This window comes from Myxococcus sp. CA051A, assembly GCF_013336705.1.
Lineage (GTDB): Bacteria > Myxococcota > Myxococcia > Myxococcales > Myxococcaceae > Myxococcus > Myxococcus llanfairpwllgwyngyllgogerychwyrndrobwllllantysiliogogogochensis.
Map to the genome: position 1 here is coordinate 353,978 of NZ_JABUMS010000008.1, position 15,925 is coordinate 369,902.

At 69.5% G+C, this 15,925-nt stretch carries 7 protein-coding genes; 2 read left to right on the forward strand and 5 right to left on the reverse strand.

Annotated elements, in window-relative coordinates:
• Positions 1 to 17 precede the first annotated feature (17 nt).
• From HUA74_RS24375 to HUA74_RS24395, 5 genes are all read right to left on the reverse strand, one after another.
• Positions 18 to 1,151 carry a hypothetical protein gene (locus tag HUA74_RS24375; protein WP_254614574.1) on the reverse strand — a complete coding sequence of 378 codons (1,134 nt, stop codon included), beginning with the start codon at positions 1,149 to 1,151 and terminating at the stop codon, positions 18 to 20.
• A 14-nt stretch (positions 1,152 to 1,165) separates the two neighbouring features.
• The gene (locus tag HUA74_RS24380) at positions 1,166 to 3,079 is read right to left on the reverse strand and encodes a hypothetical protein (protein ID WP_174456469.1); all 1,914 of its coding nucleotides are present in this window, start codon (positions 3,077 to 3,079) and stop codon (positions 1,166 to 1,168) included.
• A gap of 88 nt (positions 3,080 to 3,167) precedes the next feature.
• A complete protein-coding gene (locus HUA74_RS24385) occupies positions 3,168 to 4,124 on the reverse strand; it encodes a c-type cytochrome (RefSeq protein WP_371745597.1) in 957 nt (318 codons plus the stop codon).
• A 56-nt stretch (positions 4,125 to 4,180) separates the two neighbouring features.
• The gene (locus tag HUA74_RS24390) at positions 4,181 to 5,197 is read right to left on the reverse strand and encodes an aromatic ring-hydroxylating dioxygenase subunit alpha (RefSeq protein WP_174456470.1); all 1,017 of its coding nucleotides are present in this window, start codon (positions 5,195 to 5,197) and stop codon (positions 4,181 to 4,183) included.
• On the reverse strand, positions 5,194 to 5,367 hold the full coding sequence (locus tag HUA74_RS24395) for a Xan family putative trans-acting RiPP leader peptide (protein ID WP_141643698.1): 174 nt from the start codon (positions 5,365 to 5,367) through the stop codon (positions 5,194 to 5,196). The genes HUA74_RS24390 and HUA74_RS24395 overlap by 4 nt, the downstream gene beginning before the upstream one ends.
• 111 nt (positions 5,368 to 5,478) lie before the next feature.
• On the opposite strand from HUA74_RS24395, the gene HUA74_RS24400 reads away from it, so the two are divergent.
• Both HUA74_RS24400 and HUA74_RS24405 read left to right on the forward strand, forming a co-directional pair.
• A complete protein-coding gene (locus HUA74_RS24400) occupies positions 5,479 to 7,539 on the forward strand; it encodes a hypothetical protein (protein WP_174456471.1) in 2,061 nt (686 codons plus the stop codon).
• An 11-nt stretch (positions 7,540 to 7,550) separates the two neighbouring features.
• Positions 7,551 to 15,925: non-ribosomal peptide synthetase (locus HUA74_RS24405; RefSeq protein WP_174456472.1), on the forward strand; the 8,375-nt coding region annotated here is incomplete at its 3' end.

Consider the following 15,925-nt stretch of genomic DNA (forward strand, 5'->3'; position numbering starts at 1 on the left):
CTGGACCTCTCGCGTGACTACTCAGCCGGGGGCCCCACGGGCTCGGCCGGGGGCTCCACGGGCTCGGGCGGGATGTAGCAGGCCCAGGTGGTCTCCGGCTCCGGCGGAGGCGGGTCCTCCAGGCCACCGCCCGGCGGCGGCTCCTCGCCCGGCGGCGGAAGCGGAAACTGCCCGAAGGCCCGGTACACGCTGACCTCGCCCGGACGCGGCTCCACGATGACGGACGGAAGCAGGTACGGCCGGGGCGGCGCGTCGGGGTCGGGCTCGCCCGGCTCCGGGACGAAGGTGTCGATGAGGTTGATGGTCACCGGCGCGGTGGAGTTGGGTGGCAGCACCAGCGCGAAGTAGCCCAGGAAGCTCTCCGAGCCGGGGAGCACGCTGAAGCCCATGGGCGACTGGCCCGGCAAGCCTTCGGGGGGAGCCCAGTCCAGCGCGAAGAGCTGGCCGGCGGACGCCTCCGCGATGCTACCGACCGGCGTCTGGAACAGGTCCGCCAGGAAGCTCATGTCGTGGACCCACAGGAGTGCGACACCGCCCGTCTTCGTGGAGTCCAACAGGTCCGCCGGCGTCGTGGGCGTGCCCGCCGCCGTCATCGCCTGGGCCACCGCGTCCAGCGCGCCCGTGTTGCCCACCAGCACCGCGGACTGGCCGTAGCACTGCGTGACGCTGGCGAGGATGGGCCGCACGTACGTGGTGGGGAAGTACGTCGTCGGCGGCAGCGGGATGGGGAACTCGGGGTCCAGCACCACACCCTCCTCGGGGGGCGTGGCGGACGCGAGGTACGTCGCCGCGTCGCCCGACGGAACGCCGACCAGCTGCCACGTCCCACCGAAGTCCGAGGGAGCCGCCGCGAACTTGCTCCCCTCGGGCGAGGACAGCGTCACGCTCCCGCCCATGATGGCGGACAGGGCGGTGTAGGGCCCGTTGAAGACGCCGGGTATCGCCTCCTCGGTGACCTCTTCGGGGAGCGTCATGAAGGCGATGAGGAACGCCTCCGGGTCGTAGACCACGCCCGAGACGTTCGTCGTGCGCGCGGGGAGGTCAACCACGGGCGCGGTGTCGGGCAGGGTGATGACGGGCGCCTCGGAGTCGGCACACCCGCCGACGGCGGCGCAGAGCAGGAAGCTGGAAGCCAGGGAGCGGAGCTTCATCGGGTCCTCGGGGCTCAGCGCACTGGCAGCACGTGCTCGGCGGGAGCCGTGGTCACGTGGCAGGCGTTGGCGCAATTGCCAAAAGCGTTGGGGGGGGAGTTGATCTCCTGGAACGGCAGGTCGAAGTACTCCGTGCCATGGGTGCCCGGGTGGCAGCCGGCGCAGGCAATCATGCTGGGGCGCAGCGTGCTCTCGCGCGTCAGGTGGCACAGGGTGCAGTCACCCTTGTTCTGGACGTACTTGGGCGAGTTGATGTGCAGCCGGTGGACGAAGTCCGACACGTGCCCGACGACGTCGTCGTGGTGACACACCTTGCACGTCTCCACGTGGTCAACAGAGACGCCGTGGTGCACGTTGCTCAGCGAGCTGACCCCGTTGTGACACACCTGGCAGTTGCCGATGCGGCCCGGGTACGTGGTGGGCTCGGCCTGGCCCACCTGGAAGAAGAACGGGTCCAACCGGTTGAGCCGCTCGCCCTCGAAGTTGCGGTGGCCCTTGAGCAGGATGGCGTAGGTGCCGGGCTTGGCGTCCGGCGGCAACGTCACCGTGTAGCGCGTCGTCGGCTGCACCCACGGGCCGCCCGCGACGGCCATGATGTCCGGAGGCACGTAGAACTGCGGCTCGCTCGAGGCGGGATAGGAGAAGTAGTCCGTGGGCACGAAGCCGCCGTTGACGACCTTCAGGTCCTGCAGCGGCCCGACGACCTTGAAGCCGGACTCGGACGCGCTGCTGTCACGCCACGTCAACAGCATGAACTCGTTGAAGTAGGCCAGGCCGTTGGAGCCCTCCTCCATGTAGGTCATGAACGAGGGCATGGAGCCGCGCGGATGCAGGCCGTGGCCATCGCCGTCCTGGAGTGACACGACGAAGTCCACCGTCTCGCCACCGTTGAAGAAGTTGCCGTTGGGGGGGCGGGAGACCTGCACCTTCTGCTTGAGGCCGAAGCCGCACGGCGTGGGCACGTCCGTGGCCAACCCATCCGGCCCCAGCTCGTAGCAGGTGGGGGGGCGCTCTTTGGCGTCCTGGAAGGTGACGGGGAAGAGGAAGGGCTTCTGGGGGAGCTGGCTCCACGTGAAGCGGATGACGCCCTCGCCCCGCAGGTCCGGCATGGTGAAGGACTTGAAGGGGTTGGTGGAGTTGGCGAAGGACACCTTCACCGCCGTGGCGAACTCGAGCGCGTCGTAGTTCGCTGCCCTGTGCGGCGTGGGGTCTCCGGGGAACAGCGGGCGCTGCAGGCCCGTCACCGTGAAGCTGGCGCGGGTGCGGCCCGTGACGGGGCTCTCCGCGAGGAAGTCCGAGCGCAAGTAGGTCTGGCTGACGCGCACGTTGCCATCCGCGTCCAGCACCTCCAGCAGGAAGGTGTCGTCCGTGGCCAGCATCCACGCGGCGTTCTCGTAGAACGTCTCGCGCAGGAACGTCTGCGGCTGCAGGCGCTTCCACCCGTCACGCCCCGAGGACAGGCCCGACCAGTCCAGGTCCTTGAAGTACGACTCCAGGCGCATCCACGCCGCGGGCGTGCGCTTGTCGTTGTATTCGGGGAAGCGTGCCAGCTCGACGTCCATCGCGGAGAACTCGCGCAGGAAGTACAGCTCACCGGCGGAGACGACCATTCGCGCGTGAGGCTCGCTCGGCTCGAAGGGCGCGTCCGGCCTCGGGTAGCCGTCATTCATGTTGTAGCAGGTGTCCCCGTAGGCCGGCAGGTTCAGGTCCCCCTTCGTCACGGGCTCACCCGTGGGGAGGATGGCGCAGCCCTTGAACCACAGCAGGGACAGGGAGATGGCACCGGAGGCGGAGCTGTCGTACGGGTCGAACGCGCGAGCACCCCGGCCACGGGTTCCTTCCGTGTCGGCCGTGTCGAACAGGTTGCACCCCGAGGCGACCGCCAACACCGGGAGCATCAGGACCAGCTTTTTCAGGGACAGTGTCATGGGGTTCGAGTCCAGCCCGGCGCACCGAGAACAGGGGACGGTGTAGGGCAAGGCGTGTATCCTACTTTCTAAGAATGCGCCGCGCCAATCACTGGCCGCTGGCGCGTCGCGTCGGGGTCCCCTGGGTCTTCAGGAAGCGGTACATGGCGCGCAGATCCTCCTCCTTCATGGAGGCGAAGGCCTGCCAGGGCATGGCCAGCTTGTTGACCTGGCCCTTGCGGCTGGGCGCGGCGCCCAGGTCCTTGAAGGCGGTGAAGCGGGCGACGAAGGCGTCCTCGTCCAGCCCCTTCATGACGGGCCCCCCGGGCAAGAGGGACGGAATGGGCTCCGCGCCGAAGGGGGTGGGCGCGGCGCGGCCACCCGCGAAGGGCTTGGGTTCCTCGTCCGCGCTGGCGTGGCAGAAGGCGCATTGGGCGACGGTCGCCAGGTAGCGGCCCCGGGCGATGGGGTCCGCGGCGGGCTCGGCGACGGGTCCGGGGAGGGGCGCGGCCAGGTCCTGGATCTCCGCCGTCACCTCCGGAAGCAGCTTGGAGGGGGGCGTGGCGCGGGCCACCGCGGGCACCGTGCGCAGCCAGGCCACCACGGCGCGGGCGTCACCGTCCGACAGGGTGGTGCGCCACTCCATGTACGGCATCATGGGAAACAGCGTCCGTCCGTCGCGGCCGTAGCCCTCACGCAGGGTGCGCAGCAGCTGCTCGTCCGTCCAGCGCCCCACGCCGTGCTCGGGGTCTGAGGTGATGTTGGGCGCGCACAGGGTGCCCGGCATCTCCCATTCCTCACCGAAACACGCGCCCGCCAGCACCGGCCCCGACACCGGCCCGCCGAAGCGGCCGTAATCCCGCTCGGTGTGGCAGCCGACGCAGCCGAGCACCGACTCCGCCAGATACCGTCCCCGGGCCACGAGCGCCGGGTCAGCCGATGCGGGCACCACGGTAGGCGCGGGAGGCGCCACCGGCTTCGCGGCGACCACGGGCGGCGCTGGAGGTGGCGCCTTGGGAGCCTCTTCCCGTTGACGACAGGCCGCCCCGGCGACGAGCAGCACCACGGACACACTCCACCCCCAGCTTCGACTCCCTGCGTTCACTCGAGTGTCTCCCGTTCCTATTCCAAGGGGGGCCCGTCCACCGGACGGCCCGAGCGCAGGGCCGTGAGGGCCCGGCGGTATTCGATGGGGAGCCGGTCCGCCTTCACCAGGACCTCGCCCGCGAAGTCCAGCGGGTGCGCGCGCGGACGCTGCCCCTCCGCGATGCGGCGGTCCTGCTCCAGGATGGCCGACTCCGACTTCACGAACACGTCCGCGAAGTTGCGGATCCTCGGGTGGTACGAGGCGAAGTAGAAGCACTGCATCTTCTCCTCGGACCAGGGCGAGGCCACCGCGTAGACGGTGTGCGGATAGAAGAGGGTCGGCTTGAAGGACAGCCGCGCGGCGAAAGGGAACGTCACGTCATAGGTGAGCGTGGTCCGGTCCACCCGGGGCGGCGCGCCACCGACACCGGGCGCCAGCGCGGGATACACGATGCGCGCGGAGAGTCCGTCCGGCCGCTTCTCCACGTCGTAGGGCGGCACCTCGGGCTGGTCCGGATTGCCGAACGTCCCCTCATGCACGAAGGAGAGGTGGGCCACGTCCAGGACGATTTCCACCATGCGGCCGGCGGCGATATCCCAGTCCAGGCGCGGCAGCGGCACCGTGGCCACCGTCGTCGTGTCAGACAGCTCCGGCCATTCTGGCAATGGCGCGGCGGGCTCGGGTGAAAGACAGACCCAGACCAGGCCATGCCGCTCCGCGGCATGAAACGTCGCGAGCCGCGCCCGCTCCGGAATGGGCGTCTGGGGTTGCGAGGGAATCCGGACGCAGCGCCCGCTCTCGCCGTACGTCCAGCCATGGAACGCGCAGCGAAGGCCCTCGGGGGTGATGGAGCCTGAGCAGAGGTCCGCGCCACGGTGCGCGCAGTAGCGCTGAGAGGCCGCGACGCCAGAGCCGGTGCGCCAGAGGACCAGATCCGTCTCCAGCAGCCGGGCTGGAAGAGGCGCGTCCCGCAGCTCGTGGGAGTACGCCACCGGATGCCAGTACGGGGCGAAAGCGTCCCGGTACGGGCGGACCTCGTGGGCCGCGCTCATGCCAGGGCGAGCGGGGCGATCTTGCTTTCGATTTCCTCGAGGAGGAAGTCGATCTCCTCTATCTCGTCGAGCTTCTCGGGAGCAGCGGACACCGCCTCGGCGGTAGTCGATGTGGATACTGCTGTAGCAGCCAATTCGGAGGGGGACTGAGCAGTCTCTTCCGACGCCATGGGATGGCCTCCACTACACAGGGGAGGCGGATGCTCGGGGGAACGCTGGGGGAATGTCAACCCACCGTGGCTTTCCTCACCTGTCACAACGCCACTAGACTGCGTTCATCCATGCCCCCTGCCCCCTCCGTCGTGCGCATCGTGGCCATGTTGTGTCTGCTTCATGGCACCGCCCACGCGGAGCCCTGGAAGAAAGCCAGACCCGGCACCACGACGGAGTCGCAGTTGCGCATCCTGTTCGGCGAGCCCGACTCACGACGTCGTGAGGATGGCGCGCTGGTGCTCGACTATCAGGGTCAGTCCTCGCCGGCGGGCACGAGGCATGCGCGTTTCACGGTGGATACACGCACCCGAAGGCTCCAGCGCATCGATGTCTTTCCCACCCGGCCTCCCTCGCGCGCCTCGGTGGAGAAACAATTCGGCGCGGCGTGTCCCAAGGTCGGCCGGAGCAAGAAGCCCTGCTACCTGGTGAAGGCCACGGCGGACACCACGCTGTACTTCCACTATCCCTCGCGCGGCCTGGCGGTGTTCTTCACCGGTGCCGACGTGCGCGCGCTGACCTACGAGCGTCCTGTCCGGGGGCGCCTCGCGCTCTCCTCCAGCGTGGAGCCGCCGCTGGAGCTGGGCGCGGGGAGCGACGGCGTTCGGAGCACGAACGCATCGGGCGACACCGTGTCCGCGTCCGGCACCGACGCGGAGGACGACACGGAGACCGCCGACGGCAACACCGTGGAGGCCTTCGCGGAGCCCGCCTCCGACACCGCGAACGCGCCCGCCGCCGCGAGCCTGGCGCTGGCGGTGCCGACCATCGACGGCGAAGGCGAGGGCCAGGCACCGCGTCCACCAGCGTCCGCTGACGTGGACACCTCGCTGCGGCCCGTGGTGGTGGCGGACATGGGGACGTCTGTCACCTCGGGCCCCTCCGTGCCGGGCGAGGGGCCCCAGCCGGTGACGGAGGAGGCCGCGGTGGAAGACCCTCTGCACCCTTCCGCATTCCTCAAGGTACCGGAGCTGCTCACGGTGGGCGGCTTCTATCTGCAGCGCGCGGAGGTATCCGGCGCCACCCGGGCGCTGAGCGCGAAGACGGGCGTGGACCCGTTCTTCCCGGCGCTGCTGGACGTGTACCTGGACTTCAAGCCGTTCGACGGGCTGCGCAGCTTCGCGGTGGGCCGGATGGCGTACGACCCGTTGGACCCGCTGCTCTCCACGCCCGTGACGAGCCTGGACCGGCTGTGGATCTACTTCGGCCTCTTCGACCACGTCTTCATCACCGCGGGCCGTCAGCACATCAAGTGGGGCAGCTCGAAGATCTGGAACACCACCGACTTCCTGCGCTCGCGCAATCCGGACCCGTTGTTCCTCTATGACTTGAGGCCCGGCGTGGACATGGTGAAGGTCAACGTGCCGTGGGAGGAGATGGCCGCCAACCTGTGGATCATCGGCACCGCGGACCTGGTGGACACGACGAGTGGAGTGGGCGGACTGGAAGACGAGGACCGCGTGCGCTACGGCGGCGCGGTGCGCGCGGAAATCGCGCTGGGCACCAGCGAGCTGGCGGCGACGGGCTCGTTCTATGAGGGGCGGCGCCCCCGCTATGGCCTGGACTACTCGCTGGGCCTGGGGCGGCTGGACTTCAACACGGAGATCGCCCTGGTGCATGGCGCGGACGTGGCCACGTGGGAGCGCGCGGCGGACGGTGGCTTCCAGGTGCGGGCGCTGGACGGGTTGCAGGTGCAGGCCAGTGGCGGCATGCAGGTCGAGCTGCGGGTGGCGGACACCTTCAAGACGGTGGTGCGGTTGGAGGGCTTCTACAACCAGTTGGGCAGCGATGACCGCGAGCTGCTGACGTGGGTGCAGACCGTCGGCGACTTCCAGCCGCTCTACTTCGGCCGCTTCTATGGCATGGCGCAGGTCGCCGTCACCGCGCGCAACATCTACGAGCCGACGACAACGCTCACCTTGCTGGGCAACGTGGGCGACCCTTCCTACGTCGTCCGGCTGGACATCAACGCCTCCCGGCTGCGTGACGTGACGGTCGCGGCCTTCGTGGAAGTTCCCTTTGGAGAGCGCGGCGGCGAGTTCCGCTTTCAGCCCGACCCCACCGTGGCGCCTGGTGCACCGGTGGACATGGGGCTGTTCCGCGCGGGCATCAACGTTCGCCTCAGGCTCTGAGCCCTACCCACATGACAGTTCCAGACGATTCCGCCCCGGCCTCCCCCAGCCAGCAAGGACGGAAGGTTCCCCCTGTCGACTCCGTCGCCGCGCCCGGCGCCGCCACCCCTCTGCCCGAACACGCTCCAGCGCACGAGCCCGGACCGCGCCCCGTCCTCTCCGACGAGCAGCGCCAGCGGGTGCTCTCCACCTTCAACGCCTCCGAGCGGGAGTTCGAGGGCGGCGACACGGTGGTGGCCTGCTTCGAGCAGCAGGTGGACCGTGCGCCCGACGCGACGGCGCTCGACTTCGAGGGCACGCGGCTGACGTACCGGGAGCTGGATGAGCGCGCCAACCGGCTCGCTCGCCACCTGCGCTCGTTGAGCGTGGGGCCGGAGACGCGCGTGGCGCTGTGCGCGGAGCGCTCCGTGGAGCAGGTGGTGGGGATGCTGGGCATCCTCAAGGCGGGAGGCGCGTTCGTTCCGTTGGACCCGGCGCATCCTCCCGAGCGCCAGGGCTTCATGCTCTCCGACAGCGGCGCGCCCGTGGTGCTCGCGCACCAGCGGGTGATGGACGAGCTGCCGCTGCGGGGCGAGATGCTGGTGGAGCTGGAGGGCCCCCGGCCGGAGTACGCGCACCTGTCCGTCGGACGACTGGATGCGGTGGCCACGCCGGAGCACCTCGCCTACGTCATCTACACCTCCGGTTCCACGGGACGCCCCAAGGGCGTCCTGGTGCCGCACGCGGGTCTGCGCAATACGGCTTTGGCCGCGGTCCAGGCGCATGGCTTCCGGCCGGAGGACCGGGTGCTCCAGTTCGCGTCGATGACCTTCGACGCCTCCGTGTGCGAGGTCTTCGCCACGCTGCTCGCGGGCGCGACGCTGGTGCTCGCGCCCCAGGAGCGACTGCTTCCCGACGCGCCCCTGCGAGCGCTGCTGCGTGAGCGCGCCGTCACCGCCGTCACCCTCACCCCATCCGTGCTCGCGCAGTTGGAGACGGAGGGACTGGAGGGGCTGCGCACCGTCATCTCCGCGGGCGAAGCCCTGCCCATCGCCGTGGCCGAGCGCTGGAGCGAGGGGCGCCGGATGCTCAACGCCTACGGCCCGACGGAGGCCAGCGTCTGTGCCGCCATCACTCCGCACGCGGTGGTACCGGGCGCCATCACCCTGGGCACGCCCTGGCCCAACACGCGGCTCTATGTGCTCGACGAAGCGCTGGAGCCCCTGCCCCCCGGCGTGGCCGGCGAGCTGTACATCGGCGGCGTGGGCGTGGCCCGTGGATACCTGGGCCGTCCGGACCTCACGGCGGAGCGCTTCCTGCCCCATCCCTTCAGCCCCATCCCCGGCGCGCGGCTGTACCGCACCGGAGACCTGGCGCGGTGGACGCCGGACGGAGAGCTCGAGTACGCGGGCCGCGCCGACACACAGGTGAAGCTGCGCGGCATGCGCGTGGAGCCGGGTGAAGTCGAAGCCCTGCTCGCGCGCCATCCCGAGGTCCGCGAAGTCGCGGTGCTCGCGCGCGAGGTGACGGCCGGAGAGCTGTCGCTGGTGGCCTTCATCGTCCCGGACGTGGGCCTGGATGCGGCCCGTGTCAGCACGGCCCTGCGTGCGTGGCTGCGACAGCAGCTCCCCGAGCACCTGGTGCCCTCCGTGCTCATGACGCTCTCCACCCTGCCCCTGACGACCTCGGGGAAGGTGGACCGGCGAGCGCTGGGGGTGATGCCGCTCGAGCGCGGCGATGCATCGGGCGCTGTCCCTGGAGGCGAGCCTCGAGGAAAGCTGGAGGCGCTGCTCGCGGGCCTGTTCCAGCAGGTGCTGGGTGTGGAGAGGGTGGGACGGGACAGCGACTTCTTCGACCTGGGTGGGCACTCGTTGAGCGCGACGCGGCTGCTGGCGCGCGTACAGCATGCGGTGGGGGTGGAGCTGCCGCTGAGCGCGCTGTTCTCCCACGCCACGGTGGCCTCCCTGGCGCGCGCGCTGGGGCCCAAGGCCGCGTCGCTCGGAGCGCCCCTCGCGGGCCCCACGCAGCTTCCCGCCGACGCCGTCCCGATGACGTCCCTGGCACAGGAGCGGCTGTGGTTCCTTCAACAGCTTCAGCCCGACTCGGCGGCGTACCTCGTCGTCGACGCGCTGGAGTTCCGGGGCGTGCTGAGCGTGCCCGCGATGGAGGCCACGCTGCGCCGGATGGTGGAGCGACATGCCGCGCTTCGCGTCACCTTCACGCCCGTCGAGGGCAGCCCGCGCCTGCGCACCCACGCGGTGCACGAGCCCGTGCTCGCCGTGGAAGACCTGTCGCGGCTCCCGCGCGAGGCGGGGACACCGGAGGCGGTGCTCCAGCGCCGACTGAGTGAAGAAGCCGCGCGCCCGCTCTCGTTGGAAGACGGGCCGCTGTACCGGTTCCGCCTCTTCAGCGTTGGCCCCGAGCAGCACGTGCTGCTCCTGGTGCTTCACCACCTGGTGGTGGATGGCCTGTCCATGGGCATCCTCCTGAATGAGCTGGCGCGGACGTACTCCGCCCTCCAGGAAGGCCGTGAGCCCGCCCCGGCTCCGGTGACCATGACCTACGCGGATGTCTCCGCGTGGCAGCGCACCCCCGAGGTGCGCGCGCGTGAGGACATCCACCTCGAGTACTGGAAGCGACAGCTCGCCGGAGCCCCGGCGCTGCTCATGCTTCCCACCGACAAGCCTCGACCGCCGGTGCTCTCCGACCGGGGCGCGTACTCGCGTCGACACGTGCTGCCCCGCGAGGTCCGTCAGCGCCTGGAGGCCCTGTGCCGGCATCACCAGGTGACGCCTTTCATGGCGCTCTATGCCGTCTTCGCCACCCTGCTCCACCGTTACTCCGGTGAGCAGGAGCTGTGCATCGGCACGCCTGTCTCCGGCCGCAGTCACGAGTCCACGGAGGAGATCGTCGGTCTCTTCATCAACACGCTCGTGCTGCGCACCCACCTGTTGCCAGCCGCGCCCTTCTCCATGCTGCTGGCCCACGTCTGGGCGATGTCACTGGAGACCTTCAGCCACCAGCACGCCCCCTTCGAGCGGGTCGTCGATGCGCTCCATGTCGAGCGCAGCCTGAGCCACGCGCCGCTGTTCCAGGTGATGTTCGACCTGCGCCGCGTCGACTCGCCCCTCTCCTTCACCGGCCTGTCTTCGCAGCACGTCTTCGTCGACAACGGCACCAGCCAGCTCGACCTCGCACTCACCGCCACCGAACTGCCGGACTCTTCGCTCCAGCTCTTCTTCCAGTTCCGCACCGACCTCTTCGAGCACGCCTCCGTCGAGCGGATGCTGTCCCACTTCGTCCTGCTGCTGGAACAGGCCCTCGCCGCTCCCCAGCTTCCCCTCTCCGAGCTCTCCCTCCTCGACGCCGACGAGCGACGCCGCGTCCTGCTCGACTTCAACGACACCGAGCGGGCCTTCGACGCAGACGGCTCTGTCGCTTCTCTTCTTGAAGCCGCGTTCGCTCGCACTCCCGACGCCATCGCGCTCGTCGCTCCGGATGCCACGCTCACCTTCGCGCAGCTTCACGCTCGCGCCTCGCGTCTCGCGTTCCACCTCGCCGCGCTGGGGGCTCGTCCCGAGGCCGTTGTTGGCGTCTGCGTGGAGCGGTCCTCCGAGGCTGTCATCTCGCTGCTCGCCGTCCACCTCACCGGCGCCGCATGCCTTCCGCTGGAGCCGTCTCATCCACCAGCACGCCGTGCACTGCTGCTTCAGCAGTCCCGTGCCAGCCTCGTCGTCACTTCGCCTTCGCTGTTTGACGGCGTTCAACTCGACGCGGTGCTCGTGCAGCCACAGGACGCCCTGCGACCCGGTGCGGCGCTCGCGCAGCCCTCACGCGCGCAGCCGGACAACCTGGCGTACATCCTCTACACCTCGGGCTCCACCGGCCTGCCCAAGGGCGTCCTCTCCACCCAGCAGAACGTCGTCCACTGCTTCGACGCCTTCGACTCCCTCTACTCCACTGCCCCCGGCCACACCTGGGCCGCCTCCGGCAGCCTCTCCTTCGACATCCACCAGGAGGAAATCCTCTTCAGCCTCTCCCGCGGCGCTCGCGTCATCCTCCGCGACGTCGGCCCCCTCGGCCTCGCGCGCGACATCCTCCGCCACCGCGTCTCCCACGTCGTCATCACCCCCTCCTCCCTCGCCACGGCCCTCGAGGAGCCCGGTGCCTTCGACGCCTTCCGCTCTCTCTCCGTCCTCGTCACTGGCGGCGAAGTCCTCCCCGACTCTCTCGTCCAATCCCTCGCGCTGACTTCCACCCGTCTCGTCAACACCTACGGGCCCACTGAAGCCAGCATCAACGTCGCCGCGGAAATCTCCCTCCCCCACCGCCCCGTTCGTCTCGGCCGCCCTCTTCCTCGCTGCCGCCTCTACGTCCTCGACGACTCCCTCCAGCCTCTCCCCCCAGGCGTCCCCGGCAAGCTCTTCATCGGCGGCATCTGCCTCGCTCGCGGCTACCACTCCCTTCCTCACCTCACCGCTGAGCGCTTCATCCCAGACGCCTTCTCTTCCTCCCCCGGCTCTCGCCTCTACGACACGGGCGACAGGGCCCGCTGGAATGACGACGGCTCCCTCTCCTTCCTCGGACGCTCCGACTTCCAGCTCAAGCTCCGCGGCGTCCGCGTCGAAGTCGAGGAAATCGAAGCCGCTCTCCTTCGCCTCCACGGCGTCCGTCAGGCCGCTGTCCTCCCCTTCCGCCCTTCTCGCGACACCTTCCTCGTCGCCTTCCTCGTCCTCGACGACTCCGCACCCTCTCTCTCCTCTCTTCGCGACGCGCTGGCCTCCTCTCTTCCGGAAGCCCTCGTCCCCTCCCGCTTCCTCTCCCTCCCCTCCCTCCCCTTCACCACCAGCGGCAAGGTCGACAGGACGGCCCTCTCCTCCTTCGACATCTCCTCCGCTGTCGCGGCCGAGTCCTCTTCCGACTCCGCTCCTCGCGGACAGGCCGAGGCCCTCCTCTCCCAGCTCTTCGCTGACGTCCTCTCCCTCTCCGTCGTCCCTCGCGACGCTGACTTCTTCTCCCTCGGCGGCCACTCCCTCTCCGCCACCCGCCTCGTCTCCCGCATCCGCCTCGCCTTCGGCGTCGAGCTTCCTCTCGCTTCCCTCTTCGCCTCTCCCTCCGTCGCGGGACTGGCCGCCGCACTCGCTCAGCACCACGCGCCTGCCCTCCCTCTCCCCAACCCCACTCCCTCCTCCCTCCCTCCTCGCGCCTCCTTCGCCCAGGAGCGCCTCTGGTTCCTCCACCAGCTCCAGCCGGACTCCGCCGCGTATGTGATTCCCGAAGCGCTCGAGCTGACGGGCGCGCTGGACACCGAGGCCCTCGAGACGGCGCTGCGGCTGTTGCCGGAGCGGCACTCGTCCCTTCGCGCCGTCTTCGGCTCGTCGGAGGGTCAGCCTCGGATGGAATTCCAGCCCGTGTCCGAGCGCGTGCTCCACGTGGAAGACCTGCGGACGGGTGCTCGGGGTGAAGAGCCGTTGCGTGCGCTGCTCACGCGGCGCCTGGAGGAAGAGAGTGCTCGCCCGTTCTCACTGGAGCACGGGCCGCTCTATCGCTTCCGCCTGTTCAGGCTGGCCGCTGACCAGCATGTGCTGCTGATGGTCATCCATCACATCGTCGTGGACGGCCTGTCCATGGATCGGCTCCTGGTGGAGCTGGCACAGGGATACTCAGAGCTGAGTCAGCGACGGTCTCCGGTGCTGCCCACTCCGCTCCTGTCGTACGCGGATGTCTCCGCCTGGCAGCGCACTCCCGAGGTTCGTGCGCGTGAGGAGGTCCACCTCGACTACTGGAAGCAGCAGCTCGCCGATGCTCCGGCGTTGCTCGCGCTTCCCACCGACAAGCCTCGGCCGCCCGTCATCACGGACCAGGGTGGCTTCTCACGTCACCACGCCCTGCCCCGTGACGTCCGTCAGCGCCTGGAGGCCCTGTGCCGACAGCATCAGGTGACGCCGTTCATGGCGCTCTATGGCGTCTTCGCCACCCTGCTCCACCGCTACTCCGGTGAGCGGGAGCTGTGCATCGGCACGCCTGTCTCCGGCCGGACCCTCGCCGCCACCGAGGACATCGTCGGCCTCTTTCTCAACACGCTGGTCCTTCGTACCCACTTCCCCGCGGGGATGACCTTCGCCGCGCTGCTGGCCCAGGTCCGGAGCAGTTCGCTCGACGCCTTCAGCCACCAGGATGCGCCCTTCGAGCGGGTCGTCGATGCGCTCCACGTCGAGCGCAGCCTGAGCCACGCGCCGCTGTTCCAGGTGATGTTCGACCTGCGCCGCGTCGACTCGCCTCTCTCCTTCTCCGGCCTGTCATCGCAGCATGTCTTCGTCGACAACGGCACCAGTCAGCTCGACCTCGCCCTCACCGCCACCGAGCTTCCCGACTCCTCCCTCCAGCTCTACTTCCAGTTCCGCACCGACCTCTTCGAACACGCCTCCGTCGAGCGGATGCTGTCCCACTTCGTCCTGCTGCTGGAGCAGGCCCTCGCCGCTCCCCAGCTTCCCCTCTCCGAGTTCTCTCTTCTCGACACCGACGAGCGACGCCGCGTCCTCCTCGACTTCAACGACACCGACCGGGCCTTCGACTCCGACGGAACCGTCGCGTCTCTTCTTGAAGCCGCGTTCGCTCGCACTCCCGACGCCGTCGCGCTCGTCGCTCCGGACGCCACGCTCACCTTCGCGCAGCTTCACGCTCGCGCCTCGCGTCTCGCGTTCCACCTCGCCGCGCTGGGGGTCCGTCCCGAGGCCGTTGTCGGTGTCTGCGTCGAGCGTTCCTCCGAGGCCGTCGTCTCGCTGCTCGCCGTCCATCTCGCGGGCGCAACGTGTCTTCCGCTGGAGCCGTCTCATCCGCCGGCACGCCGAGCCCTGCTGCTTCAGCAGTCCCGAGCCTGCCTCGTCATCTCCTCGCCTTCACTGTTCGAGGGAACGCAGCTTGGGATTGTGGTCATTGAGCCGGGTGCCGCACAGCAGCCGCATGCCGCGCAGGCCGAGCCACTGCGCGCGCAGCCGGACAACCTGGCGTACATCCTCTACACCTCGGGCTCCACCGGCCTGCCCAAGGGCGTCCTCTCCACCCAGCAGAACGTCGTCCACTGCTTCGACGCCTTCGACTCCCTCTACTCCACTGCCCCCGGCCACACCTGGGCCGCCTCCGGCAGCCTCTCCTTCGACATCCACCAGGAGGAAATCCTCTTCAGCCTCTCCCGCGGCGCTCGCGTCATCCTCCGCGACGTCGGCCCCCTCGGCCTCGCGCGCGACATCCTCCGCCACCGCGTCTCCCACGTCGTCATCACCCCCTCCTCCCTCGCCACGGCCCTCGAGGAGCCCGGTGCCTTCGACGCCTTCCGCTCTCTCTCCGTCCTCGTCACTGGCGGCGAAGTCCTCCCCGACTCTCTCGTCCAATCCCTCGCGCTGACTTCCACCCGTCTCGTCAACACCTACGGGCCCACTGAAGCCAGCATCAACGTCGCCGCGGAAATCTCCCTCCCCCACCGCCCCGTTCGTCTCGGCCGCCCTCTTCCTCGCTGCCGCCTCTACGTCCTCGACGACTCCCTCCAGCCTCTCCCCCCAGGCGTCCCCGGCAAGCTCTTCATCGGCGGCATCTGCCTCGCTCGCGGCTACCACTCCCTTCCTCACCTCACCGCTGAGCGCTTCATCCCAGACGCCTTCTCTTCCTCCCCCGGCTCTCGCCTCTACGACACGGGCGACAGGGCCCGCTGGAATGACGACGGCTCCCTCTCCTTCCTCGGACGCTCCGACTTCCAGCTCAAGCTCCGCGGCGTCCGCGTCGAAGTCGAGGAAATCGAAGCCGCTCTCCTTCGCCTCCACGGCGTCCGTCAGGCCGCTGTCCTCCCCTTCCGCCCTTCTCGCGACACCTTCCTCGTCGCCTTCCTCGTCCTCGACGACTCCGCACCCTCTCTCTCCTCTCTTCGCGACGCGCTGGCCTCCTCTCTTCCGGAAGCCCTCGTCCCCTCCCGCTTCCTCTCCCTCCCCTCCCTCCCCTTCACCACCAGCGGCAAGGTCGACAGGACGGCCCTCTCCTCCTTCGACATCTCCTCCGCTGTCGCGGCCGAGTCCTCTTCCGACTCCGCTCCTCGCGGACAGGCCGAGGCCCTCCTCTCCCAGCTCTTCGCTGACGTCCTCTCCCTCTCCGTCGTCCCTCGCGACGCTGACTTCTTCTCCCTCGGCGGCCACTCCCTCTCCGCCACCCGCCTCGTCTCCCGCATCCGCCTCGCCTTCGGCGTCGAGCTTCCTCTCGCTTCCCTCTTCGCCTCTCCCTCCGTCGCGGGACTGGCCGCCGCACTCGCTCAGCACCACGCGCCTGCCCTCCCTCTCCCCAACCCCACTCCCTCCTCCCTCCCTCCTCGCGCCTCCTTCGCCCAGGAGCGCCTCTGGTTCCTCCACCAGCTCCAGCCGGA

Coding starts and splice junctions, on each gene's coding strand:
- HUA74_RS24375 (WP_254614574.1), bottom strand. CDS start 1,151: ATGAAGCTCCGCTCCCTGGCTTCCAGCTTCCTGCTCTGCGCCGCCGTC.
- HUA74_RS24380 (WP_174456469.1), bottom strand. CDS start 3,079: ATGACACTGTCCCTGAAAAAGCTGGTCCTGATGCTCCCGGTGTTGGCG.
- HUA74_RS24390 (WP_174456470.1), bottom strand. CDS start 5,197: ATGAGCGCGGCCCACGAGGTCCGCCCGTACCGGGACGCTTTCGCCCCG.
- HUA74_RS24395 (WP_141643698.1), bottom strand. CDS start 5,367: ATGGCGTCGGAAGAGACTGCTCAGTCCCCCTCCGAATTGGCTGCTACA.
- HUA74_RS24400 (WP_174456471.1), top strand. CDS start 5,479: ATGCCCCCTGCCCCCTCCGTCGTGCGCATCGTGGCCATGTTGTGTCTG.